The organism is Kribbella sp. NPDC050241 (assembly GCF_044459685.1).
Classification (GTDB): domain Bacteria; phylum Actinomycetota; class Actinomycetes; order Propionibacteriales; family Kribbellaceae; genus Kribbella.
On sequence record NZ_JBITJE010000004.1, the window covers coordinates 587,251 to 612,507 of the forward strand.

Annotated in this window: 26 protein-coding genes; 11 read left to right on the plus strand and 15 right to left on the minus strand. The window is 68.1% G+C overall.

Annotated elements, in window-relative coordinates; genetic code table 11:
• Positions 1-77 precede the first annotated feature (77 nt).
• A complete protein-coding gene (locus ACIBG5_RS22930; protein WP_396393499.1) occupies positions 78-1,586 on the plus strand; it encodes a DUF4832 domain-containing protein in 1,509 nt (502 codons plus the stop codon).
• Between the two features lie 51 nt (positions 1,587-1,637).
• Here the strand turns inward: ACIBG5_RS22930 and ACIBG5_RS22935 are convergent, their stop codons facing one another.
• Positions 1,638-3,242: a RecQ family ATP-dependent DNA helicase gene (locus tag ACIBG5_RS22935; RefSeq protein ID WP_396393500.1), complete on the minus strand. Its 1,605-nt coding sequence runs from the start codon at positions 3,240-3,242 to the stop codon at positions 1,638-1,640.
• A 111-nt stretch (positions 3,243-3,353) separates the two neighbouring features.
• Between ACIBG5_RS22935 and ACIBG5_RS22940 the strand changes: the two genes are divergently transcribed.
• Both ACIBG5_RS22940 and ACIBG5_RS22945 read left to right on the plus strand, forming a co-directional pair.
• Positions 3,354-3,548, plus strand: coding sequence for a hypothetical protein (locus tag ACIBG5_RS22940; RefSeq protein WP_131515165.1), 195 nt, complete (start codon positions 3,354-3,356; stop codon positions 3,546-3,548).
• Positions 3,549-3,680: 132 nt separating this feature from the next.
• Positions 3,681-4,157: a hypothetical protein gene (locus ACIBG5_RS22945; RefSeq protein ID WP_396393501.1), complete on the plus strand. Its 477-nt coding sequence runs from the start codon at positions 3,681-3,683 to the stop codon at positions 4,155-4,157.
• A gap of 85 nt (positions 4,158-4,242) precedes the next feature.
• On the opposite strand, the gene ACIBG5_RS22950 is transcribed toward ACIBG5_RS22945, so the two are convergent.
• From ACIBG5_RS22950 to ACIBG5_RS22965, 4 genes are all read right to left on the minus strand, one after another.
• Positions 4,243-5,997 carry a BTAD domain-containing putative transcriptional regulator gene (locus tag ACIBG5_RS22950; protein ID WP_396393502.1) on the minus strand — a complete coding sequence of 585 codons (1,755 nt, stop codon included), beginning with the start codon at positions 5,995-5,997 and terminating at the stop codon, positions 4,243-4,245.
• 116 nt (positions 5,998-6,113) lie between these two features.
• Positions 6,114-6,596, minus strand: a complete 483-nt coding sequence (locus ACIBG5_RS22955; protein ID WP_396393503.1) for an AAA family ATPase — start codon at positions 6,594-6,596, stop codon at positions 6,114-6,116.
• Position 6,597: 1 nt separating this feature from the next.
• A complete protein-coding gene (locus ACIBG5_RS22960; RefSeq protein WP_396393504.1) occupies positions 6,598-6,993 on the minus strand; it encodes a low affinity iron permease family protein in 396 nt (131 codons plus the stop codon).
• Entirely contained in the window at positions 6,980-7,816 is an 837-nt protein-coding gene (locus tag ACIBG5_RS22965) for an alpha/beta fold hydrolase (RefSeq protein ID WP_396393505.1), read from the minus strand. The genes ACIBG5_RS22960 and ACIBG5_RS22965 overlap by 14 nt, the downstream gene beginning before the upstream one ends.
• A 79-nt stretch (positions 7,817-7,895) precedes the next feature.
• Between ACIBG5_RS22965 and ACIBG5_RS22970 the strand changes: the two genes are divergently transcribed.
• The 4 genes from ACIBG5_RS22970 (at position 7,896) to ACIBG5_RS22985 (ending at position 11,794) form a co-directional block, all read left to right on the plus strand.
• Positions 7,896-8,387, plus strand: a complete 492-nt coding sequence (locus tag ACIBG5_RS22970) for a MarR family winged helix-turn-helix transcriptional regulator (RefSeq protein ID WP_396393506.1) — start codon at positions 7,896-7,898, stop codon at positions 8,385-8,387.
• A 111-nt stretch (positions 8,388-8,498) separates the two neighbouring features.
• Positions 8,499-9,395: a CPBP family intramembrane glutamic endopeptidase gene (locus ACIBG5_RS22975; RefSeq protein ID WP_396393507.1), complete on the plus strand. Its 897-nt coding sequence runs from the start codon at positions 8,499-8,501 to the stop codon at positions 9,393-9,395.
• Positions 9,392-10,462 carry a serine hydrolase domain-containing protein gene (locus ACIBG5_RS22980; protein WP_396393508.1) on the plus strand — a complete coding sequence of 357 codons (1,071 nt, stop codon included), beginning with the start codon at positions 9,392-9,394 and terminating at the stop codon, positions 10,460-10,462. The genes ACIBG5_RS22975 and ACIBG5_RS22980 overlap by 4 nt, the downstream gene beginning before the upstream one ends.
• Before the next feature lie 120 nt (positions 10,463-10,582).
• Complete coding sequence (locus ACIBG5_RS22985; protein ID WP_396393509.1) at positions 10,583-11,794, plus strand: MFS transporter; 1,212 nt, start codon at positions 10,583-10,585, stop codon at positions 11,792-11,794.
• Between the two features lie 6 nt (positions 11,795-11,800).
• Here ACIBG5_RS22985 and ACIBG5_RS22990 read toward each other — a convergent pair whose 3' ends face one another.
• Positions 11,801-12,589, minus strand: a complete 789-nt coding sequence (locus ACIBG5_RS22990) for a serine/threonine-protein kinase (RefSeq protein ID WP_396393510.1) — start codon at positions 12,587-12,589, stop codon at positions 11,801-11,803.
• Between the two features lie 303 nt (positions 12,590-12,892).
• Here ACIBG5_RS22990 and ACIBG5_RS22995 point away from each other — a divergent pair, with 303 nt between their 5' ends.
• On the plus strand, positions 12,893-13,201 hold the full coding sequence (locus ACIBG5_RS22995) for a WhiB family transcriptional regulator (protein WP_396393511.1): 309 nt from the start codon (positions 12,893-12,895) through the stop codon (positions 13,199-13,201).
• A gap of 214 nt (positions 13,202-13,415) precedes the next feature.
• On the opposite strand, the gene ACIBG5_RS23000 is transcribed toward ACIBG5_RS22995, so the two are convergent.
• A complete protein-coding gene (locus tag ACIBG5_RS23000; protein WP_396393512.1) occupies positions 13,416-14,048 on the minus strand; it encodes a TetR/AcrR family transcriptional regulator in 633 nt (210 codons plus the stop codon).
• Positions 14,049-14,136: 88 nt separating this feature from the next.
• On the opposite strand from ACIBG5_RS23000, the gene ACIBG5_RS23005 reads away from it, so the two are divergent.
• From ACIBG5_RS23005 to ACIBG5_RS23015, 3 genes are read left to right on the plus strand one after another with little or no spacing between them, the layout of a single operon-like run.
• Positions 14,137-14,808: a hypothetical protein gene (locus ACIBG5_RS23005; RefSeq protein WP_396393513.1), complete on the plus strand. Its 672-nt coding sequence runs from the start codon at positions 14,137-14,139 to the stop codon at positions 14,806-14,808.
• Positions 14,809-14,810: 2 nt separating this feature from the next.
• Positions 14,811-16,070: a cytochrome P450 gene (locus ACIBG5_RS23010; protein WP_396393514.1), complete on the plus strand. Its 1,260-nt coding sequence runs from the start codon at positions 14,811-14,813 to the stop codon at positions 16,068-16,070.
• Positions 16,071-16,128: 58 nt separating this feature from the next.
• On the plus strand, positions 16,129-17,082 hold the full coding sequence (locus ACIBG5_RS23015; RefSeq protein WP_396393515.1) for a LysR family transcriptional regulator: 954 nt from the start codon (positions 16,129-16,131) through the stop codon (positions 17,080-17,082).
• Here ACIBG5_RS23015 and ACIBG5_RS23020 read toward each other — a convergent pair.
• The 8 genes from ACIBG5_RS23020 to ACIBG5_RS23055 are packed head-to-tail and all read right to left on the minus strand — an operon-like array spanning position 17,066 to position 25,099.
• Positions 17,066-18,253 (minus strand): VWA domain-containing protein, encoded by a 1,188-nt coding sequence (locus ACIBG5_RS23020; protein ID WP_396393516.1) that lies wholly within the window; start codon positions 18,251-18,253, stop codon positions 17,066-17,068. The two genes, ACIBG5_RS23015 and ACIBG5_RS23020, sit on opposite strands and share 17 nt — an antisense overlap.
• A complete protein-coding gene (locus ACIBG5_RS23025) occupies positions 18,243-18,941 on the minus strand; it encodes an SRPBCC family protein (protein ID WP_396393517.1) in 699 nt (232 codons plus the stop codon). The genes ACIBG5_RS23020 and ACIBG5_RS23025 overlap by 11 nt, the downstream gene beginning before the upstream one ends.
• Positions 18,938-19,816, minus strand: coding sequence for an AAA family ATPase (locus ACIBG5_RS23030; protein ID WP_396393518.1), 879 nt, complete (start codon positions 19,814-19,816; stop codon positions 18,938-18,940). Before ACIBG5_RS23030 ends, ACIBG5_RS23025 begins: the two co-directional genes overlap by 4 nt.
• Positions 19,813-20,394 (minus strand): NTP transferase domain-containing protein, encoded by a 582-nt coding sequence (locus tag ACIBG5_RS23035; protein ID WP_396393519.1) that lies wholly within the window; start codon positions 20,392-20,394, stop codon positions 19,813-19,815. Before ACIBG5_RS23035 ends, ACIBG5_RS23030 begins: the two co-directional genes overlap by 4 nt.
• 5 nt (positions 20,395-20,399) lie before the next feature.
• Positions 20,400-21,290 carry an XdhC family protein gene (locus ACIBG5_RS23040; protein ID WP_396393520.1) on the minus strand — a complete coding sequence of 297 codons (891 nt, stop codon included), beginning with the start codon at positions 21,288-21,290 and terminating at the stop codon, positions 20,400-20,402.
• 7 nt (positions 21,291-21,297) lie between these two features.
• Complete coding sequence (locus ACIBG5_RS23045; RefSeq protein WP_396393521.1) at positions 21,298-23,691, minus strand: aerobic carbon-monoxide dehydrogenase large subunit; 2,394 nt, start codon at positions 23,689-23,691, stop codon at positions 21,298-21,300.
• A complete protein-coding gene (locus ACIBG5_RS23050; RefSeq protein ID WP_360447431.1) occupies positions 23,688-24,212 on the minus strand; it encodes a (2Fe-2S)-binding protein in 525 nt (174 codons plus the stop codon). Before ACIBG5_RS23050 ends, ACIBG5_RS23045 begins: the two co-directional genes overlap by 4 nt.
• The gene (locus ACIBG5_RS23055; protein ID WP_396393522.1) at positions 24,209-25,099 is read right to left on the minus strand and encodes an FAD binding domain-containing protein; all 891 of its coding nucleotides are present in this window, start codon (positions 25,097-25,099) and stop codon (positions 24,209-24,211) included. Before ACIBG5_RS23055 ends, ACIBG5_RS23050 begins: the two co-directional genes overlap by 4 nt.
• Positions 25,100-25,257: the final 158 nt, after the last annotated feature.

Here is a 25,257-nt window from a genome sequence, read left to right on the forward strand (position 1 = left end):
CGCCGAGCTCTTGACATAGTTTTCCTGGACTCCATGATTATTCTCAGGTCGCAGGATGCGTCAGGGAGGCCCCGCCCATGAGACGGTTCGTCACGATCATCGCCCTCGTCAGTCTGGTCTTCGCACCACAGGCCGCCGCCGCGGCCCACGGAACCGGGCCGGTCACGACCCGCGACTATGCGTCGACCGATGCCGTGATCTCCAACCAGGAGCGCGGCTTCTACCACCACACCGAGACGCACTACCGCGCCGACGGCTCGGGCTACGTGCCACTCAACGTGACAACGCTGCGCAACTTCCGGACGCAGGAGAACGTCACCCAGATCCTCCGGGTGTTCTACCTGGAGAAGTTCGCCGGCCAGGACACGCTCGACAAGGCGTACCTCGACCTGGTCCGAGCCGACTTCCGGACGATCCGCGCGGCCGGCATCAAAGCCATCGTCCGCTTTGCGTACGCCCAGCCGCCCGGCTGGCCGCCGACCATCCCGTACGGCGACGCACCGCTGGCGCGGGTCCAGAAGCACATCGCCCAACTGACGCCGATCCTCCGGGAGAACGCCGACGTGATCGCGGTCGTCCAGGCCGGCTTCGTCGGGCTGTGGGGTGAGGGGTACTACACCGACTACTTCGCCGACCCGCAGGACCCGAGCCAGGTCTCGGACCAGAACTGGGCGGACCGTCGCGCGGTGATCATGGCCCTGCTCAAGGCCCTCCCGACGGACCGGATGATCCAGGTGCGGACGCCGTACATGAAGCAGCGAATGCTCGGCGTACCGACTGGGGCAGAAGGCGGTCTCACCGCCGAGCAGGCGTACGACGGGTCGCCGGTGGCGCGAGTCGGTCATCACAACGACTGCTTCCTCGCCAGTCCGGACGACTTCGGGACCTACCTCAGTGACCCGATCGAGCTCGACAAGGAATTCGTTGCCCAGGACACCAAGTATGTGCCCGAGGGCGGTGAGACCTGCGCAGTGAACTCGCCGCGGTCCGACTGGGACTCGGCGTCGGCGGAGATGGCCAGGCTGCACTTCTCCTTCCTGAACACCGACTACCACCCGGACGTGCTGGCGAGCTGGGGTGACAACATCACGATCGCCGAGCAACGGCTCGGCTACCGGTTCGCCCTTCAGCAGAGCACGGTCACGAGCACCACCCGGCCGGGCGGAGCCGTCGACGTCGGCCTGAAGATCCGCAACGACGGATGGGCGGCGCCGTACAACCCGCGGCAGGTCCAGTTGATCTTCCAGGGTGACAAGCACAGCTACCGCGTCAACCTGCCTGCCGACCCCCGTCGCTGGCCGGCCGGCGCAACCACGGCGCTCGACAAGCAGGTCTGTGCACCGGCCGTGCCCGGCAAGTACCGCCTGCTGCTCAACCTCGCCGACCCGGCGCCCCGACTGCAGTCCCAGGACCGGCTGCCGGGCTCCACCCAGACCTACAACTCGGCGTACGCGATCCAACTGGCCAACACCGGCACCTGGCAGGCCGCGACCGGCTACAACGGTCTCGGCCAGACCGTGACCGTCACTCCTGACCACAACTCCGGGGGCTGCGGCAACCTTCCGACACCGCAGCTCATCCGCTGATGCCGGCGCAGGTCCATCCCTACCCCTGCGGGGGATGGACCGCGTCGCCGCTCACGACTCGGGTTTGAGTAAGTGGTTGTGGATCATGAAGGCGGTCCGGAGTTCTTTGTAGCCGACTCGGTCGAAGAGGACTGTCATCGCATTGCCGGTGTAGTGCTCGACCTGGCCGGGACCGAAGGTGGGGTGGATCACTCTGCTGCCGACCGGGAAGGGTTGGTCGGCGGCTGGGGTTGCGGTGCGGCCGGCGAGGTCGTTGTCGCAGTTGCCGCACGGGCCGTCGTACCGCTCGCCGAAATAGCTGAGCAGCCATTCACGACGACAGCCGCCGTACTCCGCGTACGCCGCCATCATCTCGACGCGGGAACGGGCGGCCTCGCGGCGATCGTGCTCGACTGCCGAGGCGGCGGCGACGGCCTGGTCGACGTCGACTCGGGCGGCCAGGTGGAAACGGTGGCTGACGGCAACCATCCGGGCATCCGTCAGTCGGCCGAGGGCGCGTTCGACCCGGGCCGGACTGAGGCCGCTCGCGGCGGCCAGTTCGGGGATGTCCGCCGGGCGGTGCTCGTCGATCGCCGTGGCGACGGCGAGGAGGTCCGCGTCGGTGACCCCTCCCGAGGCGAAGAACCGGTTGAGGCCGAGGTCGGCGTGGCGGTAGAAGAGTTCGATGTCGGCCGGTTCGCCGTCGCGGCCGGCGCGCCCGATCTCCTGGTAGTACGCGTCGATCGAGCCCGGTGCCTCGGCATGGCTGACCCAGCGGATGCCCGGTTTGTCGATGCCCATCCCGAAGGCGATCGTGGCGACGACGACCCGGCAGTGGTCGGCGAGGAAGCTGTCCTGCACCTCGCGACGTTGCTTGGCCGACAGACCCGCGTGGTACGCCTGCGCCGGGACGCCCGCGATCGCCAACTCGTGCGCCACGTCCTCCGCGTGCCGATGGGTGGCGACGTACACGATGCCTGGTCCGCGCGATGACCGGACATGGCTGAGCAGCCGGCGGTTCTTGGTCTCGTCGTCGGCGAAGGTGAACACCGCGAGATTGAGGTTCGGCCGATCGAAACCGCCGACCACCACGGCCGGGTCGCGCATCTCCAGCCGGTGGATGATCTCCTTGCGCACCGGCGGGGCAGCAGTCGCGGTCAACGCGAGGACCGGGGGCCGCTGCATCGCGCGGATGGCGGCGGAGAGCCGCAGGTAGTCGGGGCGGAAGTCCTGGCCCCACTCGCTCACGAGGTGGGCCTCGTCGACGGCCACGAGCCGCGGGCGGGACGCGGCCAGCAGGTCGAGTACGTCGGGATGCGTGAGCTGCTCCGGCGACAGGAGCACGAATCCGGGCCGGTCGTTGGACAGCATGTCGCGGGCTGTCCGGCGACCGGCCGAGTCGCTCGCATTCAACTCGGCGACCTCGACACCCGCGGGATGCTCCGACAACGCCCGCAGTTGATCGCGCTGGAGCGCCACCAACGGGCTCACCACGATCGTTACTCCACCCAGCGCGAGCCCCGCCAACTGGTAGATCGCGGTCTTCCCGGTCCCGGTGGCAAGAACGGCGAGCGTGTCCTTCCCATCGAGCACCGCCCGGACCGACTCCTCCTGCCCCGGCCGCAACGAGTCGAACGCCAATCGCTCCCGAGCCAGCGCGGCAACATCAACAGACACCCGCACATCATCCACCACCGGCGTGAGGACTGGTGACGAACGTTCCCGGGTACATGTCCTGGGTGGGCGGTCAGTGGCTCGCGGTGATCGCCATGCCCAGGAGGTGTGACTATGAACCAGCACCGGATGGTTCTCGAGGCGGACAACGGAGCGGAGCTTCTGTTCGTCTGCCCGTACGACGGTTGTGGTCGTCGCCTGGTGCTCAAGCGGTCGGGCGGGCTGACCGTGCTCGACCGCGGTGACTTCTTCGCGCTGCACTCCGGCGGTACCCAGGGCCTCGAGATCGAGGCCGGAATCGGCGGCTGACCTGCGCGTTTCCGCTTAGTCAAGGCTGAGCGCCGCGGCTCAGCGCTACTGTGGCGGTTCACTCAGCGCTGCCCTGCACTCTCTCCGTGAGGCGAGCCCATCCCGGGCCGCCCACCCACTTGGGGAGATGTCATGCAGCAGTTCGATCCCAACATTCCCGGCCTGATCGAGGGCGAAGTCACCACCGTCACGATCATCGACCCAGCCGGTGAGTTCCCGCCGTTCCAGGTCGGCAACCATGTCCTGGACCGCACTGACGCGTTCAAGATCAGCGTGGAGTGGAAGGTCACCGGTCCGCTGCGGCCACTGTGGCTGGCCGCCCTCGGTGGCCAGTGGAACGTCCAGGCATTCGCCGAGTCCTTGGGCGGTGGTCCGGAGATTCTGCTGGCCGCCGACAACACCGTGAACGCCGACCCGGCCGTCTCGAACTACGCCGTCGAGCTCAACGTTCCGCCGAACACCTTGGACGAGGGGAACCCGGGCAGCCAGATCAGCGGGATCTACAAAGTGGTGGTCTCGGTGTTCCTCGACAGCAGCCTGGGCACCCCGGGGTTCGACATGACCGGGTTCAACGAGGGTCCGATCATCCAGGTCGAGGACCCGCAGTGACCGTGGGACACACGCCGAACGGCCTCCGGTTCTGACACTGGCGTAGCAGACCGGGTCGTGTCCCCGAGCCAGGGACGCGACCCGGTCAGCGGAGCTTGGCCAGTTCCGCTGCGGAACCGGTGCGGATCACGTCGTACAGAACGGTGGTGTCGGGTGTAGGGCTGGCGTCGATCGTGACCCGCAGGATCCGCGTGCAGAACTCGTACTGCCGCACTGCCTGATAGGTCCGTCCCTGGGCGGCGTAGCACCGCATCAGCAGTCGGTGCGCGTCCTCGCGGCACGGGTCGATGTCCAGCATCCGGTGCGCGGTGGCAATGCAGTCATCCACTCGGCCGTCGGCCAGGTCGATGCGGCTCAGCCTGTCCAGTGCGTCGACGAGCTTGATGCGCAGGCTCTCCCGCGGCAGCAAGGTCCATTGCTCGAACGGCGCATCCGCGGCGAAATCGCCACTGTAGAGCGCAATCGCCTGCTGGTACGCCGTTCTGGCCTCCTCGTGAAGGCGCGCCCGCTCAGCCGCGGCGGCGGTACGCAGTCCTTGCTCGAAGGTCTCGACATCGACCTCGACGAGCAGGTCCGGGTTGAGCCGGTACCGGCCGTCGGCGTACTCCACGAGGTTGAGCGCGGTGACGTCGAGGAAAGCGCGACGCAGGCCGCTGACCGCTACCTGCAGCCGGTTGCGTGCGGCGGAGGCCGGCACATCGCGCCAGAACTCCTCGAGCAACTCGTCCCTGGCACAGGCGTGATGCCGGCGGGAGAGCAGATACCGAAGGACGCTCGTACCTCTCTGGCCGTTCCAGGACGTCACTGGCGAGCCATCGACCCGCACCTCGAGAGGGCCGAGCAGCCGCGCTTCGAGCAGACCTTGGCGCGTGGCCGTTCGGACGGCGGGCGAGCTGCGCACGCTCTCCGGGTACGCCGGCGCCGGTCGTTCGCTACTGAACCAGCGTCGCTTGGTCTCCGTCGGTCGGGTCAGTTCTCGCCGAAGGGATGGACGCCAGATCGGGCGCAACCAACCCCACTGCTGCTCCATCGGAACCAGCCACGGTCGAAGCTGGCCGGAGGCGATCGGACCGGTGCTCATCTGCGGGTGCCAATAGCCGACAGTCAGCGCGACCTGTAGTGCGCTCCGCTGATCTGGCGTCAGTTGGTCGAGTAGTCCCGCGGTCAGGCGGCCGAGTAGCGACGACAGGCTGTGTGAGGAGCCGAGCGCTTCGTCGACTACGTCGGGGGACCACAGCTGTGCGGCGGTCAGTGCGTCTCCGAGAACAGCCGCGTGGCGACCGGCGTACCTGAGCAGACGTGCCCGGCTCTGGGCTGACCAGTACTCCTCGAGAGCGCCTTCGTCGACCAGTTCGGACGCGGGCACCACGCAGTCCGGTCCGCGGCCGAGCTGAGGATGCAACCGGCCTTCGGCGACCACCACCATCCTGACGCCCCGATCGATGACGGCCGGCCGGATCGCCTTGACCAGCCGGGCGACGCCCGGAGTCATTCGGCTGCCCAGCTCGAGCACGATGACGGCGCCTTCCGGTGCTCCTTGGATCTCGTCGCCGAGTCGAGCAGCCGGCAGTCGAAGGGTCTCCGGCTCGACAGGTGACCAGCGATGCTTGCAGGCCGCGGCCAGGGACTGCGCCAGTTCCGTCGGGCGTACGTCGTCGGCGCGCAACCAGACGCAATCGTGCAGCCGCTGCCAACTGTCGACCACGCCGGCCAGCCGCTCGGCGGCGTAGGAACCCCGTACCCCGCGAACCACGGAAATCGGAGCCTCCGCGATGCGCCGCACCCCTGGGGTGGTCGCGCTCGCGGCGGCCAGGGGGCGAAGGACCGGCGGCAGGTACATAGGTCTACCCCGGTCCGTGCGTTGTGCGACTCATGGCGATGCGTCCCCCTCCGCGCAAGCGCGCGCGCTCACCGACTGGATGCAGAGGGCCCCGCTCCTGATACGCCTTCACCTGCTCAAACCGACGTGATCCGGACCGGACTCTCATCGGGGCCGGGTGGTTCGAAGTCGGCCAGGTGCTGTTCGAGGACCGCGTCGGCCACGTCCCGCCGAGCCGCACTGACCCGGTTGCCCGCTTGGCGCCGGCGGATCGTCGGGTGGTCAACGTCGAGGTAGACCAGCACGAACCCGGCGCCGGCGGCCAGGGAACGCCAGCCGTCGCGCAGCGAGCGCAACGAGCTGGTGTCGTCGACAATCACTGTCCGATCGGCGGCGAGCAGAGCGCGGACTTCGGCGCCGGCGAGCTCGTGGGTGCGGATCCACTCTTCGACCGGGATCCCGTCACCGCCCCACAGTCCACGGCGCTCGTTGATCTCGTCGAGGCTGACCACCACCGCGTCAACCGTCGCCGCGAGTGCCTGCGCATAGGTGCTCTTGCCGGAGTACGCCGTACCGCACATCAGCACCAGCAGGCCTGGGCCTGTGGGGTGGTTCGGCATGTCAGTGGCGGGCTTCGAGGCCGATGGCGTCGCGGAGTTTCTGGGTGGCTTCCTCGAGGTCTGGGTCGGTGCGGGACTGTGATGCCATCAGTTCGGCCAGGGCCTCGGCGATCACGTTGAGCTTCTCCTGGGACGCTTCCTCGGCCCGGCGGGCTGCGTTCTCGAGCAGGACCAGCAGGAGCAGGGTGACGACACTGGCGACTGTGTGGATGGCGACCTGCCAAGACTTCAGATCCACCCACAACGGCAGGCTGACCAGCCAGACAATGACGATCCCGGCACAGAGAAAGAAGAACGGGGCCTGGCTGACGCGGAGATAGGCCGTCTGCACGAACCGATCGAACAGCGACCGCCGGTCGCCTTGCTCGCGAGTCTCGGCCGCCTCACTCCGCTCCATCGTCGGAGCGTAGTGCGCGCCGCTGCGTGGTGCCACTGCCTGGCAATGGGTCGGCCTGTCGCCACAGGTCGAGCAGGAGCTCGTTCACCTCGTCGGGGCGTTGCTGATGGGGGGAGTGGTCAGCACCCTCTACCTGGATAAAGGTGGCGCCGGTCTCCGTCGCGATGAACCTCGAAGTGGCGATGAGTGCTTCGCCGGCCGCGGCGCGGTAGTCAGCCGCGGCTGTCTCCCAGGTGCCGGCCAGGACCAGCTTCGGATACGCCGCGGAGCGGAGAGGCCCCAGCGGTACGTCGGCGTTCCAGCACGGCCGCTCGTGGAGCGCCGAACCAGCGGCGCGCAGCGACCATTCGTAGGGCTCGGGAACCGGCTGGTCACCCCAGACAACCCGGAGATACTCCTCCGCTGTCATCGACTGAGTACTCGGCCAGTAGCGGCGGTTGCCTTCGAGTGCCTTGGCGACCACCGGATCCGAGGTCGCGACAGCCAGCGCCGCCGGCTCGATCAAGGCCAGCGAGGCGACCAGGTCGGGTCGGCGTGTGGCAGCGAGCATCGCGACCACACCGCCGTACGAGTGCCCGACCAGGTGACTCGGCTTGTCCATCAGTCCGGCGATGTCGTCCGCGTCGACGTCGTAGTCACTCATCTCCGTGTCCGGACTCTCCCCGAACCCCCGCCGGTCCACGACAAGAATCCGCCGATCCCGACCAAGCTCCCGCTGCCCTGCGTACGACGTCTGTCCCCAAGACAACGTGCCGTGAACCAGGATCACCTGGTCAGCCGAGGATCCACCGTCATCCCACACCGTCACGTGTATCGGCAGCATCCCCAAATCCTAGGCGCCGACCCGGTCAAGACCTGCGATCCCAGAGGTAGTTGGTGCGGTTTCGCAGTATTATCGCTGGATGGTGCGTGAACGCAAGGGGACTGGGGATGGGCTTTCGGCTGCTGAGGTGCTGGTCGAGGGGGTGGACGTGACGTTCATGGTGTGGTTGACGTCGCGAGCGACTGCCGACCTGCTCGACGCGGCGCTGGCGCCGGCGGGGTTGGACAGTGACGAGTTCGCGATCTACTCCGTACTGGTGGCGGCACCGTCGATCACTCCCACGGAGCTGGCGCGCTGGATGGCTGCGCCACCTACCACGGTGTCCAGCTACGTGAAGCGGTTCGAGGCGCGGGGCCACGTGAAGCGCGAGCCGAACCCCACCGACCGGCGTTCCTACCGGATCAAGTTGACGCCGGCTGGCCGGCGCGCGCATTCGGCGGCGGCCAAACTCTTCGTCCCGTTGAGAACGCGCGTGGAGCACGGACTCGGTGGACGGGAGGAGCAGGTGCGTGACGCGCTGCTCACCCTCCGGACTGTTCTCGACGAGATCCGGCACGACCCTGGGACCTAGCCGGTCCAGCCCTTGACAAGAGTACTACGAGATCGCAGTATCAAAGTACTGCGAGATCGTAGTACTCGTCGAGCTTCTGAGGGCTCGGTGAAAGTGAAGGGCGGATGGCTCATGAACAGCATTGGCGTCGAACAGGCAGCCCCAGGACGGAGCGGCAGGCGTGAGCGCTCCAGCCGGGTGATGCGGCTGCGTGGATGGACGGCCCGGCACCCGGTGACGGCGTTCCTGACCCTGGCTTTCGCCATTGCCTATCCGGTGATGTCACTGCCGGTTCTGGCCGCGCACGGCGTGATCGCCGATGGGTGGATGCCGGCGGTGCCGGGCGTCGGCGCAGAGCGGATCGCGTCCGTGCTACTGGTCTTCGTGGCGCTGGTCCCGGCCGCCTTATGGACGACGTGGGCCACGGACGGACCGGCCGGGGTCCGAGTCCTGGTGGGCCGGATGTTCCGGTGGCGCATCGGGTCAGGTTGGTGGCTTGTCATCCTGGCGGGCTTGCCGACGCTGACAGTCGCGCTGGCCCTGCTGTCGGGAGACACGTTCAAGCGGGTCGACGTTGCACCGTTCGTGATCGGCCAGGTGGTCGGGCTGCTCGTGAATCTCGTCCTGATCAACCTCTGGGAGGAGACCGCGTGGTCGGGGGTCGTGCAGACGCGGCTGGAGCGACGTCATGGCCTGGTCAGAGCGGCACTGCTCACTGCCGTGCCGTTCGCGCTGGTCCACCTGCCGCTGCAACTCATCGGCGACTTCTCGCTCGCCTCGCTCACGGGCGCTCTGGTTGCGCTGCTCGTCATCTGCGTGCTCGTCCGCTTGATGATCGGCGTGTACCTGCGCGGGACCGGTGGCAGCATTCTTGCGGTCGCAGTCGGCCACAGCGTCTTCAACCGCAGTAACAACGACGAAGGCGTTGTCGCTGGACTAATCGAGGGGGATGGGCGGAAGCTGGCCGGACTGGTCGCTGTGCTGCTGCTGACAGCGGTGATCGCGATTGTCTCGGGGAGACGGTCATGAACTCCGAGGTTGCCCAACGCATCGCCGAAGAGGTCGCCGCGAAGGGAAAGGTGCCCGGGCTGTCATTTGCCGTCGCCGGACCTGGAGGAGTTCTGTACGCCGGGGCAGTGGGGTACGCCGACCTGGCAGAGCGCCGGGAGTCCACCGTCGACGACCAGTACCCGTGGTTCTCGATGACCAAGATCGCCACGGCGACAGCCGCCGTACGGCTGCATGCCGATGGCAAGCTGGACCTCGACACACCGATCGGCACCTACCTTCCTGGCTACCGGCCGTCTGCCAAGACGGGGCACCCAACCACGCGCCAGTTGCTGACCCACACCGCGGGCCTGGCGAACCCGCTCCCGATCCGTTGGGTCCGACCCGAGGGGGATCGCGAGGACCCGGCGCTGCTGGACCGGATCGTCCGGAAGCACGGATCGCCCAGGAGAGCAGTCGGAGGTCGAGCGGCGTACTCGAACATCGGATATCTCCTCGCAGGAAAGGTCATCGAGGCTGTCACGGGGGAGTCGGTCCAGGACCATGTCCACCGGTCTGTCCTGGAGCCACTCGGGATGAAGAACACCGGCTATGAGTTCCAGGCGAGCGGTCCTCGATCCATCGGCTACGTCCGCCTCAACCCCGCCGCGGTTCCGGTACTTCGTTGGGCGTTGCCCAGCGGGATCGTCGGCAACCGAGTTGCCGGCCACACCGCTCTGCGCCCCTTCCTTGTCAGCGGCCCGGCGTACGGCGGTCTGGTCGGGACCGTGACCGACGCGGCTCTGCTCGCAGCCGCCCAGAGCGCGGGCCCGTCGGATGATCACCCCCTTCTGCCCTACGAGCAGGTGGAGGCGATGCGCACGATCAGCGCGCCCGGGAAGCCGTTCGACCATGGCATCGGCTGGTTTCGTCCGCCGGCCGCCGCCGACCGCACTCCGGCGTACGTCGAGCACTACGGGACGGGATGCGGCTTCTGGAACGCCATGCGGATCTACCCGCACCGGCGACTCGCGATGGTTGCCATGACCAACACCACCTTCCGGTGGGATTTCGACAACCTCTTCAGCCGACTCGAGCAGCTGCGATAGCGCTCCTGCCATTGACCGGAGCTGCCGGTGGGTGGACTTTGAAGAGGGGGGAATGTGCGGATGTCAGTGGTTTCCGGCGGGGCGGGGGGCGCCCGAACTGCAGACGCCGAGGTGCATCGGGTGGGATGGGGCTTCATCCTGCTGTACACGTTGGCGTATCTGAGTACCTGCTTGGTCTTGATCGCACCGCTGCTGGTCACCTTGGCGTTGAAGGTGAACTCGCTGGTGGGGATCGACAGGGCGCCGCGCAGCCTGGCCCTGGTTGCCGGGATCGGTGGCCTGGTCGCGATGGTCTGCAATCCGTTCTTCGGCAAGTTGAGCGACCGTACGTCGTCGCGGCTGGGCATGCGGCGGCCGTGGATGGTCATCGGCCTGGTCGGTGGCTCGCTGGGCATTCTCGTGGTCGCGGTGGCGCCGAACATCCTCATCGTGCTCGTCGGGTGGTGCACTGCCCAGCTGTTCTTCAACGCATTGCTCGCCGTCCAAGTGGCGGTCTTGCCGGATCAGGTCCCAACGACGCAACGCGGTGTGGTCGCCGGCGTACTGGGAGTTTGTCTGCCGATCGCCTCAGTCAGCGGGACCTTCCTCGTCAAGCTGTTCACCGGAAATCAGGTCCTCATGTTCTTGGCCCCGTGCGTGATCGGCGGATTCTTCATCCTGCTGTTCGCGGCGGTTCTCGACGATCGGCGACTGGCGAAGGCGGACAGGCCGCCCTGGTCCCTGCGAGAGTTCGCCGGCACGTTCTACGTCTCACCGCGCAAGAACCCGGACTTCGCCTGGGTCTTCGTCAGCCGGTTCCTGTTCGTGCTGGCGTACGCCTTCCTGTTCACCTACCAGGCCTACTACCTGCTCGAGAAGATCGGCAGCGCCGAGGCCGACGTACCGCGACAGATCTTCCTCGGCACGCTCATCCAGTCCAGCGTCATCGTCGTTGCTTCGGTCATCGGTGGCCGGCTGTCCGACTGGACGGGCCGGCGGAAGGTCTTCGTCCTCAGTGCGTCCATCGTCTACGGGCTGGCGATGCTTGTCATCGGTGTCGCCGTCGACGTCAACGGCTATCTCATCGGGATGGCGATCGGCGGTCTCGGATTCGGCATCTACATGGCCGTCGACCTGGCGCTCGTTGTCGACGTACTGCCGGACAAGGCCAACGCCGCCAAGGACCTCGGCGTACTCAATATCGCCGGCGCCCTCCCAGGTTCTGTCGCGGCGGCGGTCGCTCCGGCCATCCTGGCGGTCGGCGGTGGCAGTTACGGCGTGCTGTACGGCGTTGCCGGAGTGTGCGCGATCGTCGGGGCGTTCGCCATCCTCCCCGTGAAGAGCGCCCGCTGACTCTGGCTAGTCGCTGTCGAGTTGACGGATCTCCGTCAGCGCGGCCTTGGCCTCATCCGCCGTCGGTCGGCGTTCGGGGTGCTTGGCGAGCAGCCCGTCGATGATCGGGCCCAGGCGGCCGGTCCGGGGTGGCGTGCCCCGGAGTACGGCGAGGAAGCTGTCGGACCACTCGCCCCGGTCGAACGGCGGGTGGCCCTCGACGCCGGCGAACAGGGTCGCGCCGAAGGAGTACAGGTCGGCCCGAGGATCCGGCTTGCGCCCCCGGGCCTGCTCCGGCGAGATGTAGCCAGGAGTCCCGGACCGAGTGTCGGTGGGCACGCCCGAGAACGACGCGATGCCGAAGCCGGTGAGGACGACTCTGCCGTCCGCGCAGACCTGGACGTTGGCCGGTCGGACGTCTCGGTGCACGATCCCCGCCTGGTGCACAGCCTTCAGTACGTCGAGCAGCCGCAGGCCGATGTCGGTCGCCCGGTGGATCGGCAGGGGTCCATCGACGGAGAGGATGTGTGCGAGCGAGTGTCCAGTCAGCGGTTCCATCACGATCCAGAGCACATCGCCCTGGCGGACGACGTCGTAGATCCCGACGAGACCCGGGTGATCGACGCGGGCCACCGCGCGAGCCTCGTTGAGCACCCCCGCGTCGTCCCGATCCGGCTCGCGCACGTGGTAACCCCTCAACGCCACCGGCCGCTGGAGCATCTCGTCCTCTGCCAGGCCGCCACAACCAAGCGGGGACCCGACGCGGTAGCGGTCGGCGACCAGCTGGCCCGGGCCTACGGCCGCTGCCCGACTCATCGCACCAGTGCCTCCTCGAGTGGACCGAGGTCCTTGTCGTACGAGCACCACGATCGGCTGAGTGAATCGGCCCCGGCATCCCGGCGACCACCACTCCCGGCTACCGGTCAGCGGTAACCGGTCGGAGGGCAAGCGGCCGTGGGTCAGCCCGTCCCCCACAGCGGTCGCCCTCGTGGATGCAAGCGGGCCGTCGTTTCTTCCTGCTGGCTGCAATGCGCACGGGGTGCTGGCTGCGACGACACGTTGGTAGGGGCAAGTCAGTCTGGCTGGAATGAGCTGTCCCGCGGAGAACGGAGCCGCACGATGAGTCTCTCGATGGACCTGCCCGCTGCCGGGGCGACGTCCGGGAGGTGGATGTTCAGCGCTGCGTGCGCGGGCCTGGACCCGGAGTTGTTCTTCCCGATCGGGACCACGGGGCCCGCGATAGCGCAGATCGAACAGGCGAAGCAGATCTGCTGCGGCTGCGGTGTACTCGAGGAGTGCCGTCGCTGGGCGATGAACACCGGGCAGGAGGCGGGAGTCTGGGGCGGGCTGTCCGAGGAGGAGCGCCGCGCCCTGAGTCAACGCAGGATCGAAAAGCGGCGGCGCGAGCTCCGTCAATTGTTCGATTGAATCGGACCAGCGTATTGGTGATTGACCAACTCTGACCTCGCCGGGTGCATCTAACCGGTGTCCAAGGGGGCATCGTGAAATGTTTTCACCGCCGGTTGCCCCGCCGGCTGGGGCTCATTGCCTGAGGCAAGTACGTACACCGGACCGGGTCACCTGACGAACGTCCGGACCGGCCAGACGGCTCAGGGCCACGCGTCGCGGTTGCTCCCAGCAACTACTGGGTGGGCAGCAGTTGGGTGGTCAGGGCGTCGGCCGTCCATTGCTCCCAACGACTGGGGCTCCAACCGCGGCGTTCAGTGAGGTATTGGTACATCTCGGGGCTGAGTAGGGCGAGGGCGATGTCGGTCGCCATGGCTGGGTCGAGGCCGTCGTGGAGGGGGCCTTTCGCTGCGAGGGCAGTGATGAGCTGTTCCATGACGATGGCACGCTGGGTGTTGTTGGTCTCCCAGAGATCGGCGATCTCAGGGTCGGCGGAGGCGGCGCTGGCGACGACCTGAAGCACGGGGGCGACGCGTCGATAGATCTCGCGCGCGAGTCGCGCCTGCTCGCGAAGTTGCTCGCGCTGGCCGGCTTCGGAGATCGCTGCGCGCACCCTGGGGCGTTCCAGGGTCGGCACGGGTTCCTCGTCGCCGGCAACCGCGGTGTCGAGGATCTCGCTGAGCAGGGCCCGCTTGGTGCGGAAGGTGAAGTAGAGGGTCTGCACGGCCACTCCGGCCTCGTCGGCGATGGCCTGCATCGAGGTGGCGGCGTATCCACGCGCGGTGAACAGACCCAGCGCCGCCGTGCGCATCCGGCGTCGGTTGGCGCGCGTCTTGTCCGCTCTGCTGGTGGTCTCGCTCGCGTTCATGGTCGGAGCCTAGCAGTTGACTAGAGTGTTGCTCTAGTGATCCACTAGAGCGACACTCTAGCGACAGCCCCGAATGGAGATCCGATCGATGAGCGAGACCGTTGTGCAGTCCGGCGTCATACGCCGGCAGTTGCGTACCACCGCAAGGCTGACCGCGCTGATCGGCGGACCGCTGTTCTGGCTGGGGACGCTGCTGCATCCCGCCCGTGACGGGTGGAGCATCGCGGAGGTCGGGGAGCGGTACGGGCTCACGCATGACATCCAGGCAGCAGGCCTGTTCCTGCAGATCATCTGTCTCGCGAGCATGATCGCGTTGGGAACCCAGGTCACCGGGCGGCGAGCGCTCCGCTCCTGGTACGTGGCCTTGTCGGGCACTTTGCTGTGGTTCGCGCTGATCATCTTCGACGGATCGCATAACCCGGTCCGAGCGGAGTACGAACCAAGCTTGGTGCACGAACCGGCCGACTTGAACACGCCCGCCGCTCTGATCGTCATTCCGGCCCTGCTCGCGTTTCCACTCGGCTACCTGTTGCTGGCCCGCACGCTCAATCGATCTGGCCTGCGGTGGACCGGCGTACTGCTCGGCGTCGGCGCCACGGTCTACACGATCGGCGGGCTGTTCATCTTCACGTCAGGCCCGCGATTCGGGCTCATTCAGATCTTCGAAGTCGCCGGCGCCACCCTGTACGCGGTCGGGTTCGTCCAACTGGGCCGCGCCGCAGCCAACGACCTCAACCTGCCTCCCGTCTCGGCCGCCTAGTCATGGCGGCCTCCCGGACTCCCATCACTGGTGCGGCGACCATCATCGAGGATCTGCTGTCGCCGGCTGGACGGGCCGACCCGTTCCCGCTGTACGCCGCGGCGCACGGGATCGGTCCGGTCCTCGCCGTGACCGACGATGTCTTCGTCGTGTGCGGTTACGCGGAGGTCAATCAGGTGCTCCGAGACCCAGGTTTCGGGTTCCCGGACGCGGCACCGAGCCCCTCCACAACGACGGCCGGCGCCGACGCCCTCCTGTCGATGAACCGGTCGATCCTGCGGGCCAACCCACCGGACCACGGGCGCATGCGCTCCTTGATCTCCCAGGTGTTCACACCGCGCCGAGTCGCCTCACTGGAACCGTCGGTTCTGAACGCTGTGGACAACCTGCTCGACCGGCTCGCCAAGTGTGGGGCCGACGGCCAGACCGTGGACTTCATGGATCAGTTCGCGTTCCAGTTGCCGGTCGCTGTGATCTGCGAACTCCTCGGCATCCCGGTGCAGGACCGGCAGCGCTTCCGCCCGCTGGCATCCGACCTGACGGCGGCGCTCGAACTGTCCGGCGGCGTCGCCGGCCCCGCTGACGCGGCTGCACGCGAACTGGGCAGCTACTTCACGCATCTGATCAGCGAACGTCGCGCGGCGCCGGGCAGCGACCTTGTCAGCGCTCTGGTGGCCGTCCGCGACGCGGACGACGGCAGCCTGACCGACGAGGAACTGCTCGCGAACCTCATCCTGCTGCTGGTCGCCGGCTTCGAGACGACCACCGATCTCCTCGGCAACGGCTTGGCGCTCCTGCACCAGCATCCGGACGTCGTCGCTGCCCTGCGCTCTGATCAGGCGACGGCCGCGGGTTTCATCGAAGAGGTACTGCGCTTCGACTCCCCGGTGCAGGTCGCCATCCGGATCGCACACGCCGGCGGACTGGTCGTCGGAGACCTCTCGATTCCCGCCGGCAGTGCCATGATCCTGCTGCTCGGAGCCGCGAACCGCGACCCGGCCCGCTTCGACGACCCCGACCACTTCGATCCGGCCCGCGCCGACAACAAACCTCTCAGCTTCGGCGCCGGCCCACACATCTGCCTGGGCAACAGCCTCGCCCGACTCGAAGCATCGGTCGCGTTCCCACGCCTCCTTGCCCGCTTCCGCAACCTCTCAGCAGACCCCACCCAAGAGCCTGTCCGCCGGGACAGACTCGTCCTGCGTGGCTACCAGACCCTCCCGATCCGCCTCGAGGCCACCTTTGCTCCAGGAGTCAGCTGATCGTGGTGCCTTCCGGCACGCGGCGAAAGCTGGGGCGCGGTTCTACGATGGCGAGACGATGACGCCTACTCAGCTACGTGCGTTCTCCGCGGTCGTGCGCCTCGGTTCGGTGAAGGCCGCCGCCGCTGAACTCGAGGTCACCGAGGCCGCCGTCTCCCTGCACGTTGCCCAACTGCGCAAGGAACTCGGCGACCAGTTGTTCACCCGGACAGCGTCAGGGCTGGCGTTCACTCCCGGCGGGTTGCGGCTGGCCAGCCGTGCCGTGGAGTTGCTCGGACTGCAGAACCGGACGATCCAGGAGGTCAGCCAGGCCGGGCGCGGCCGGAGGCTGATGCGGATCGCGGCCTCGACGTTGTTCGCCGAGTACGCCGCCCCGGGCCTGATCGAACTGTTCGCCGGCCGGGCGGATGATCTGGACGTCGAGTTGAGTGTGCATCATCCGCGCCAGTTCGCGGCGCTACTGTCCGAGCGTTCGGTCGACGTTGCCCTCGGCCCGGTTCCGGCCGGTTTGCCCGAGTCGATCCGCCGCGTCCCCTTCCTCAACTACCGGCTCGTGGTGGTTGCCGACAGCGAGCATCCGGCCGCGATCGGCCCGGCCCGGCCGGCGATGCTGCGTGAGCAGACCTGGTTGCTCGGCCCCTCGGCGGTCACTGACGGCGCGGTCGCGGCGATGTTGCGCAAGCTGGAGGTGCCGGAGCAGAGGCAACGGATCTTCCAGAGCCACGCGGCGGCGATCGAGGAGGCCAAACGTGATGGGGGAGTCGCGGTGGCCTTGTCGTCCGCGGTCGCCGGCGACGTGTCGAACGGCCGGTTGACGATCGTCACCGGTCGTGGACTGACGATGGGCGGGGTCTGGTCGGCGATGACGTTGCCGGCGCATGCCGTCGTACCGGCCGCCGCCGAGTTGACGCGCTTCATCACCACGCCGCGCGCCACCCAGGCGATGTTGCGGGGATCGGGCGTGACGATCGGGCATTTCCGGCCGTCGATCCACGTCACCTTGTGGAGTTGACCACCTCGGCCAGCGCGTCGAGGGTGTTGCCCGGGAGCAGGGCGTCGCAGTACGGCAGGGCCGCGACGAGCGCACCGGTGAGTGGCTGGTAGCCGGGAGCCGCGACGCGTGGATTCATCCAGATCACTCGATGGGCGCGCCGGGACAGTCGAGCCATCGTCCGGGCCAACTGCTCGGGGTCGTCGCTGTCCCAACCGTCGGAGGCGATGATCACCACGGCCCCGCGGACGAGTGCGCCGTACCTGGACTTCAGCAGGTTGGCCACGTTGGTGGCGATGCGGGTTCCACCGAAGCGGTCCGCGACCAGGGTGGACGCCTGATCGACCGCGACCGCGACATCGCGATGTGCGAGTACGGCGGTCAGCCGCGTCAAGGTCGTTCCGAAGGCGAACACCTCCGCTCCGGCACTGATCGTTGCCGCCCGCATCAGATGCAGGTACGGCCTGATGAATGCCTGCATCGACTGGCTGACATCACACAGCATGACGAGGCGCCGCGACTTGTGCACTGGGCCGGTGCGAACGAGTTCGGTCGGCTCCCAGCCCGTGCTGCGCGAGCGTGCCATCGTGGCCCGAAGGTCGATCATCGTGCCGCGGCTGCGGGTTGCGAAGCGGCGGGTACGACGGGTCGGCCAGTGCTCGCGAGCACTCTCCAGCCAGGCACCGACCTCCGCGAGTTGCACCGGGTCGAGCGCGTCGAACGGCGTGTCGCGCAGACCGGTGAGTGCGCTCGGCAGTCGTTCGGGCACAGCAAGGCCGGTGTTCGGGTCTTCGGCGCGGCCGGTGGCGGCAGTGGGCATGGTGATCCAGGGCAGGCCTGCGCCGTCGTGAACCATGGCCGATGGTGGGATCCCATGGCTGGTGCCGCGGTCGGGGGCGGAGTCGAGCGGCCTGCGACGGGACTGCGGATCGACTGCGACGACCGTGTCCGCGAAGACGGCGGCGAACACTGCGTCGTACCTGTCCAGGTCCTGTCTGCGGCGTACCAAGGTGACTCGGCCGAGCCAGTAAAGACGGCGTTGATTGTCCGCCTGCTGCACCGTCAGCGCTTCGGTGAAGAGTTCCGTCGCGGTCAGGTCGACGGAGATGCCTGCGGTTCGCAGTCGCTCGGAGAACGCCACGGCGAACGACGCACGGTCGACCGCACGGAAGAGGACGGCATCATCGGACAAGGAAGTAGATCACCACCGCCACGATCACGACGACGGCCAGCACCGGGACCAACCGCCGTGCCACCGAGCCGCCGGCGAGGTGCATCAGGTCGAGCGGAGCCGGCTCGGTGCTGTCGGACGAGGCTCGCGGCGAGTCCGCCTGGTCCGGCGCCACCGTATCGACCGCACGATCGCCGGCCAGTCCATCCCCGCCGACTCGGCTGGGCGCGGGCTCGGCTGCGGCTACGTGCTCGGCGCCCAGTGCGCCCGCTGCCAGCTTGGCTTCCAAGCAGGCGGTGAACTCTCCGAGGAGCTTCTCCGAGACTTGTTTGATCATGCTGCTGCCGAACTGGGCAACCTTGCCGGAGATGCTCAGGTCGGTGTCGACGCTCACCCGGGTGCCGGCCGGGTCGGGCGTGAGGTCCGCGGTGATCCGCGCGGAGGCGTTCCCCGACCCGCGCGAATCCTTGCCCTTGGCATCGATCACAGCATGGTACGTCGCGTCGTCCTTGGTCTCGAATCGCGCCGTACCACCGAAGTCGCTCACCACCGGACCGAGCTTGACCCGGACCTTGCCCTGGTAGTTCTCGCCGTCGAACCCGGTCAGCTGCGCACCCGGCAGACACGGCGCGATCGCCTCGAGGTCGGTCAGCACAGCCCACGCCTGGGCGGGCGGCACGCTCACGGTGAACTCGTGGGTGATCCTCATGCTGTCCCCTCGCTCGGTTCGAACAGTTCGGTCATGGCGTCCACGTCGTCGGGCGACTTGGCGATCGCCGACAGCGTTCGGAGCGCGTCGTCGCGACCCAGCGAGGTCACTCCGAGCGCGCTCAACGCGGCGACCCAGTCGATCGTCTCGGCCAGCCCGGGCGGCTTGTCGAGGTCGAGTTGCCGGGCCCGGCCGACGAAGTCGGTGACGCTGCGCACGAGCGGTTCGGCGGCGGCCGGGATCCGGCGCCGGACGATGCGCACCGCGCGGCCGGGCGAGGGGAACTCGATCCAGTGGTAGAGGCAACGGCGCCGCAGCGCATCGTGGAGCTCGCGGCTCCGGTTCGACGTGAGGACGACGTACGGCGGCCGGGCGGAGGCGAACGTGCCGAGCTCCGGGATCGTCACCGACGCTTCGCCGAGGAACTCCAGCAGCAGCGCCTCGAACTCGTCGTCGGCCCGGTCGATCTCGTCGAGTAACAGCACCGGTGGCACCGGGCCGGTCGCCGTGACACTGCGCAGGATCGGACGCTCGATCAGGAACTCGGAGGTGAAGAGGTCGGTGTCCTGGAGTCTGTCGTGCCTGGACTCGGCCAGCCGGATCGCCAGCAGTTGGCGCTGGTAGTTCCACTCGTACAGGGCTTCGCGTGCGGTCAGCCCTTCGTAGCACTGCAGCCGGATCAGGGACGTGCCGAGAACGTTCGCCAGGGTGAGAGCCGACGCGGTCTTGCCGACACCGGGCTCGCCTTCGAGCAGCAGCGGGCGGGGGAGCGTGCAGGCGAGGTAGAGCGCCGTCGCGGTGCCTTCGTCGAGAAGGTGGCCGGCCTGGTCGAATCGGGTGACGACCTCCTCGATGTCGCGGAACGGTGCCTTCATCGCTCGATCCCCTGTGCCAGCAGACTCTCGTAGTCGTCCCAGGTGTCCACGTCCGCCGGCACCTCCGTGTCCACCGGTACGTCGACAACGGCGTGACGGCCCGACTCGATCAGCTTCCAGACCCCTTTGTCCCCGTGCAGGTTCGCGAGCTCGGGGAAGACCGATCGGGCGAACCAGAACGGATGACCGATCCCGTCGCGATAGCGGCACACGGCGATCGGCGCTTCCGCGTGAATCACCGACCGCGCGGATCGGACCCGGACTCCGGGCTGGTCGCCGAGCATCAGCACAATTCCGGTCGTCCGATTGTCGACAACGTCGAGCGCCGAGACGATCGAGGACGAGCAGCCGCTGCCGTACGACGGGTTCAGGACTACTGTCGCCCCGCTCAGGTCGACCGTCGCGCGGACATCCTCGGCCGCGCCGCCCAGCGTGACGAGCAGCTGGTCGAACGCACAGTCCCGCGCGGTTCGCAGTACGGCGTCCAGCAGCGTCGTACCGCCGTACGGGAGAAGCTGCTTCGGCTGACCCAGTCGGTGCGACCCACCCGCGGCGAGCACCAGTCCGGTCACGAACATGCCGCTCAACCCGCGACCTGCGCAGCGTAGGCGTCACGGCACCCCTGGCCGCAGAACCAGTAGGTGGTGCCGTCGACCTCGAGGTACGGCGTATCGGACTTGATCAGCACCGACATCCCACACACCGGATCCACGACCTGTACGGCGATGTCCTCCGCCGGAATCTGGGCGGGGCGGAGACCGTTCTGCCGCATCGAGCGCACAACGTCCGCGAGCACGGACAGGGCGATCTCCCCGGGAGTCTCCGCGCCGAGGTCCAGGCCGACCGGTGTCCGGACGCGGGCCGACTCCTCGTCGGTCAGGCCGAGCTCGGCCAGCACCGCGCGACCACGCTTGCCGCTGGCAACCAATCCGACGAAGCCGACACCGGCGTCCAGCGCTGCCCGCAGTGGAGCGGTCTCGTCCCGGCCGAGCCCTGCCACGACCACGGCGAGCGTGCCCGGTGACGGCGGCCGGGTCCCGTCCAGCCGCTCGATGGCGAAGCCGGCCGCGGTTCCGACCGCGACCATCGCCTCGGCGATCGGCGTCGCGCCCGAGATGCCGAGCAACGGCGGGGGGATCTGTGGCTGCAGGAAGATCTCCAGCGAGCCGCCACTCAGGCAGGGATTGGTCGCCACCACGGCGCCGGGAACCTCCGGAAACGCATCCGCCGCCGTGGGGACGACACGCAGCAGCACGGCGCGGCCCTCGCTGAGAGCCGCGAGTGACGCCGACACGACCGAACCCTCGGCGCAGATGCCGCCCACGAATCCCTCCAGCGATCCGTTCGCCAGTACGACCGCGTCGTCACCCGGCCGCGCGGAGGTCGGGTGCTCCGCGCGGACGACGGTCGCGTGCACGAACGGCACTCGTGCACCCGTGAGTTCGGCGATCCGTTCGGTGACGGTTGTGTTCATGCGCACCTCACACCGGCGGCCGCGGCCGGCCCTGCATGGCGTCCCAGACCCTGGACGGTGTCAGCGGCATGTCGGCGTGCCGGATGCCGAACGGCTTCAGTGCGTCCACCACGGCGTTGACGACGGCGGCCGGTGACCCGACCGTGGCCGACTCGCCGATGCCCTTCGCGCCGATCGGGTGGTGCGGTGACGGAGTGACGGTGTAGCCCGTCTCCCAGTCGGGGACCTCCAGCGCGGTCGGGATCAGGTAGTCCATCAGCGATCCGCCGAGACAGTTGCCGTCCTCGTCGAAGGCGATCATCTCCATCAGGGCCATCCCGACCCCGTCGGTGAGGCCGCCGTGCACCTGGCCCTCGATGATCATCGGGTTGATGCGCGTCCCGCAGTCGTCCACCGCGACGAAGCGCCGTACCTTGACCACCGCGGTGCCGGGATCGACGTCGACGACACAGATATAGGCGCCGTACGGATAGGTGAGGTTCTCCGGGTTGTAGCAGATCTGGGCCTCCAGACCGCCCTCGATGCCTTCGGGAAGGTCACCGGCGCCGTGCGCCCGCATCGCGATGTCCTGGATGGTGACCGCGGTGCCCGGGTCGCCCTTGACGTGGAACGAACCCTTGGTCCACTCCAGGTCCGCGACCGAGACCTCGAGCATGCCGGACGCGATGATCCGGGCCTTGTCGCGGACCTTGCGGGCGACCAGCGCGGCGGCCGCGCCGGAGACCGGGGTCGAGCGACTGCCGTAGGTGCCGAGACCGAACGGCGTGTTGTCGGTGTCGCCGTGCACCACCTCGATGTCGTCCGGCGGGATGCCGATCTCCTCGGCGACGATCTGCGCGAACGTCGTCTCGTGCCCCTGGCCTTGCGTCTTCACCGACAGCCGGACCACGGCCTTGCCGGTGGGGTGGACCCGCAGTTCACAGCCGTCGGCCATGCCGAGGCCGAGGATGTCCATGTCCTTGCGGGGGCCGGCGCCGACCGCCTCGGTGAAGAACGAGACGCCGATGCCCATGAGTTCGCCCCGGGCCCGGCGTTCGGTCTGCTCGCGGCGGAGTTCGTCGTACCCGGCGAGTTCCATCGACAGCCGCATGGTCTTCTCGTACTCGCCCGAGTCGTAGACCCAGCCGGTCTTGCTCTGGTACGGGAACTGCTCGGGCCGGATGAAGTTCCGCAGCCGCAGCTCGGCCGGGTCCATCTGGAGTTCGTACGCGAGACAGTCGACCAGCCGCTCGACCAGATAGACCGCTTCGGTGATCCGGAACGAGCAGGCGTACGCGACACCACCCGGCGCCTTGTTGGTGTAGACGGCGGTCATCTTGCAGTACGCCGCCTCGAGGTCGTAGCTGCCGGTGAACACCCCGAAGAATCCGGCCGGGTACTTCACCGGAGCCGCCGTACCGTTGAACGCTCCGTGGTCGGCCAGCACGTTGGTCCGGATCGCCAGGATCTTGCCCTCCCGGGTCGCCGCGATCTCGCCGCGCATGATGTAGTCCCGGGCGAAGCCGGTGCTGGTGAGGTTCTCCGACCGGTCCTCCATCCACTTGACCGGTTTGCCGAGCACGAGCGACGCGACGATCGCGCACACATAGCCGGGATAGATCGGGACCTTGTTACCGAAGCCGCCACCGAGGTCGGGAGCGATCACCCGGATCTTGTGCTCGGGCAGGCCGGACACGAGTGCGTAGACGGTCCGGTGTGCGTGCGGTGCCTGGCTCGTGGTCCAGAGCGTGAGCTTGCCGTCGACGCGGTCGTAGTCCGCGACACATCCGCAGGTCTCCATCGGCGCGGGGTGGACGCGCGGGTAGACGATGTCCTCCTTCACGACGACATCGGCCCGCGACATCACGTCCTCGGTCGCGGCGGCATCGCCGGTCTCCCAGTCGAAGCAGTGGTTGTCCGTCTTGCCTTCCAGGTCGTCGCGGATGACCGGCGCGTCCGCCGCCAGTGCGGTTCGCGCGTCCACGACCGGGGGCAGCGGGTCGTAGTCGACGTCGATCAGTTCGAGCGCGTCCCGGGCGGCGTACCGGTCCTCGGCGACGACGACCGCGACCTCCTGGCCCTGGAACCGGACCTTGTCGGTGGCCAGCACGGCCTGTACGTCGTTCGAGAGCGTCGGCATCCAGGCGAGGCCCTGGGCGGCGAGATCGGCGCCGGTGATGACGGCCTTCACCTTCGGATGGGCCTGAGCGGCAGTGACGTCGATGCTCGCGATCCGCGCGTGCGCCATCGGTGAGCGCAGGACCGCGAGGTGCAGCATGCCGGGCAGCTGGATGTCGTCGACGTACTTGCCCAGGCCGCGGATGAAGCGTGGATCCTCTTTGCGCAGCATCCGGCCGTGGCCGAGCGGCTTCTGGTCGTTGTTGTCGAACGTCTCGGTCGGGCGAGTCGGTGTGGCGGTCATGCGGGGCTCCCGGCGGTCTCTGGCGCGGGTTCCGCGGCGTCGGCGGGTTGCGCACCGTCGGGGTGGGTCGCGGCCCAGCGGATCGAGCGGACGATGGTCGCGTAACCGGTGCAACGGCAGATCTGGCCCGAGATCGCCTCGCGGATCTCCTGCGGGGACGGGTCCGGGTTGCGGTCGAGCAGCGCTCGGGCGGTCATCATCATTCCCGGCGTACAGAAGCCGCACTGCAGTCCGTGGCACTGCATGAAGCCTTGCTGAACGGGGTCCAGGCCGTCCTCGGTCTCCAGGCCCTCAACCGTGCGTACGTCGTGGCCGCCGGCCATCGCGGCCAGGACGGTGCACGACTTGACCGGCTCGTCGTCCATCCAGACCACGCAGGTGCCGCAGTTGCTGGTGTCGCAGCCCCAGTGGGTCCCGGTCAGCCGGAGGTGATCGCGGAGGAAGTGCACGAGCAGCGTGCGGCCCTCGATCTCGGCCGAGACCTCTTCGCCGTTGACGGTCATCGTCACCTGCATGGTCATGCCCTCCCTTGTCCGGAGCGTTCGTCGTACCGCTGGACCGCCGTTCGGAAGGCTCGGGTGGTCAGCTCTGCGGCGAGGTGCCGCTTGTACTCGGTGCTGCCGCGCATGTCGGTGACGGGCTCACTCGCCGCCGCGGCCAGTTCGCCGGCCTGCCGGAACAGCTCTTCGGACGGTGGGTTGCCGCGCAGTGTCTCGGAGATCGCCGGGATACCGGTCGTGTTCGGTCCCACCGCGGCCAGCCCGGCCCGCGCGTCGGCGATCACGCCGTCCCGGATCCAGACCGCGGCGCCCGCAGACACGACCGCCCAGTCACCGGCTCGGCGCTCGACCTTGTAGTACGCGCTGGAGCCGCCCGGCCGGACCGGGAATCGCACCTCGGTGAGGATCTCGTCGTCACCGACGGCCGTCTCGTACGGGCCACGGTAGAACTCGTCCATGCTGACCACCCGCGTTCCGGACGGTCCCCGGATCACACAGCTCGCGTCCAGCGTCGTACACACCGCAGACAGATCCTCGGACGGGTCGGCCTGGCAGAGCGAGCCGCCGATCGTCCCGCGATTGCGGACCACCGGATCGGCGATCACTCGTTCGGCGTCGGCGAAGATCGGGAACAGCTCCGCGAGATCGGCCGACTCCAGCAGCTCGCGGTGCCGGGTCATCGCGCCGACCCGCACCTCGTCGGGCGTCACCGTGATCCGGCCGAGTTCGTCGTGCAGTTCGTTGATGTCGATCAGGTACTCGAAGTTGGCCAGCCGGAGCTTCATCATCGGCAGCAGGCTGTGCCCGCCGGCGATCAGGCGGGCCGAACTGCCGAGCCGGTCGAGGAGCTCGACGGCGTTGTCGACACTGGTGGCGCGCTCGTACTCGAATGGTGCTGGAACCTGCATGCCGGGCTCCTTCGTCGACGCGGATACCTTGATGGCACCGCGCCGGCACCCCACTGTCAACGGCTACCTAAGCCATTCCTTAGGTGCGCAGGCGGGAACTGCACCGACCAATCGATCGCAGGCCCCCACAGGGCCGATCGGGGCTAGTTTCGACGTAC

Bases quoted from the DNA above. Each gene is read 5' to 3' on its own strand.
- ACIBG5_RS23050 (WP_360447431.1), bottom strand. From the start codon at position 24,212: ATGACCATGCAGGTGACGATGACCGTCAACGGCGAAGAGGTCTCGGCC.
- ACIBG5_RS22960 (WP_396393504.1), bottom strand. From the start codon at position 6,993: ATGGAGCGGAGTGAGGCGGCCGAGACTCGCGAGCAAGGCGACCGGCGG.
- ACIBG5_RS23040 (WP_396393520.1), bottom strand. From the start codon at position 21,290: ATGAACACAACCGTCACCGAACGGATCGCCGAACTCACGGGTGCACGA.
- ACIBG5_RS22955 (WP_396393503.1), bottom strand. From the start codon at position 6,596: ATGCCGAACCACCCCACAGGCCCAGGCCTGCTGGTGCTGATGTGCGGT.
- ACIBG5_RS23010 (WP_396393514.1), top strand. From the start codon at position 14,811: ATGGCGGCCTCCCGGACTCCCATCACTGGTGCGGCGACCATCATCGAG.
- ACIBG5_RS22970 (WP_396393506.1), top strand. From the start codon at position 7,896: ATGGTGCGTGAACGCAAGGGGACTGGGGATGGGCTTTCGGCTGCTGAG.
- ACIBG5_RS22975 (WP_396393507.1), top strand. From the start codon at position 8,499: ATGAACAGCATTGGCGTCGAACAGGCAGCCCCAGGACGGAGCGGCAGG.
- ACIBG5_RS23045 (WP_396393521.1), bottom strand. From the start codon at position 23,691: ATGACCGCCACACCGACTCGCCCGACCGAGACGTTCGACAACAACGAC.
- ACIBG5_RS23005 (WP_396393513.1), top strand. From the start codon at position 14,137: ATGAGCGAGACCGTTGTGCAGTCCGGCGTCATACGCCGGCAGTTGCGT.
- ACIBG5_RS23055 (WP_396393522.1), bottom strand. From the start codon at position 25,099: ATGCAGGTTCCAGCACCATTCGAGTACGAGCGCGCCACCAGTGTCGAC.
- ACIBG5_RS23015 (WP_396393515.1), top strand. From the start codon at position 16,129: ATGACGCCTACTCAGCTACGTGCGTTCTCCGCGGTCGTGCGCCTCGGT.
- ACIBG5_RS23030 (WP_396393518.1), bottom strand. From the start codon at position 19,816: ATGAAGGCACCGTTCCGCGACATCGAGGAGGTCGTCACCCGATTCGAC.
- ACIBG5_RS22950 (WP_396393502.1), bottom strand. From the start codon at position 5,997: ATGTACCTGCCGCCGGTCCTTCGCCCCCTGGCCGCCGCGAGCGCGACC.
- ACIBG5_RS22945 (WP_396393501.1), top strand. From the start codon at position 3,681: ATGCAGCAGTTCGATCCCAACATTCCCGGCCTGATCGAGGGCGAAGTC.
- ACIBG5_RS22995 (WP_396393511.1), top strand. From the start codon at position 12,893: ATGAGTCTCTCGATGGACCTGCCCGCTGCCGGGGCGACGTCCGGGAGG.
- ACIBG5_RS23035 (WP_396393519.1), bottom strand. From the start codon at position 20,394: ATGTTCGTGACCGGACTGGTGCTCGCCGCGGGTGGGTCGCACCGACTG.
- ACIBG5_RS22980 (WP_396393508.1), top strand. From the start codon at position 9,392: ATGAACTCCGAGGTTGCCCAACGCATCGCCGAAGAGGTCGCCGCGAAG.
- ACIBG5_RS22940 (WP_131515165.1), top strand. From the start codon at position 3,354: ATGAACCAGCACCGGATGGTTCTCGAGGCGGACAACGGAGCGGAGCTT.
- ACIBG5_RS22965 (WP_396393505.1), bottom strand. From the start codon at position 7,816: ATGCTGCCGATACACGTGACGGTGTGGGATGACGGTGGATCCTCGGCT.
- ACIBG5_RS23000 (WP_396393512.1), bottom strand. From the start codon at position 14,048: ATGAACGCGAGCGAGACCACCAGCAGAGCGGACAAGACGCGCGCCAAC.
- ACIBG5_RS23025 (WP_396393517.1), bottom strand. From the start codon at position 18,941: ATGAGGATCACCCACGAGTTCACCGTGAGCGTGCCGCCCGCCCAGGCG.
- ACIBG5_RS22930 (WP_396393499.1), top strand. From the start codon at position 78: ATGAGACGGTTCGTCACGATCATCGCCCTCGTCAGTCTGGTCTTCGCA.
- ACIBG5_RS22990 (WP_396393510.1), bottom strand. From the start codon at position 12,589: ATGAGTCGGGCAGCGGCCGTAGGCCCGGGCCAGCTGGTCGCCGACCGC.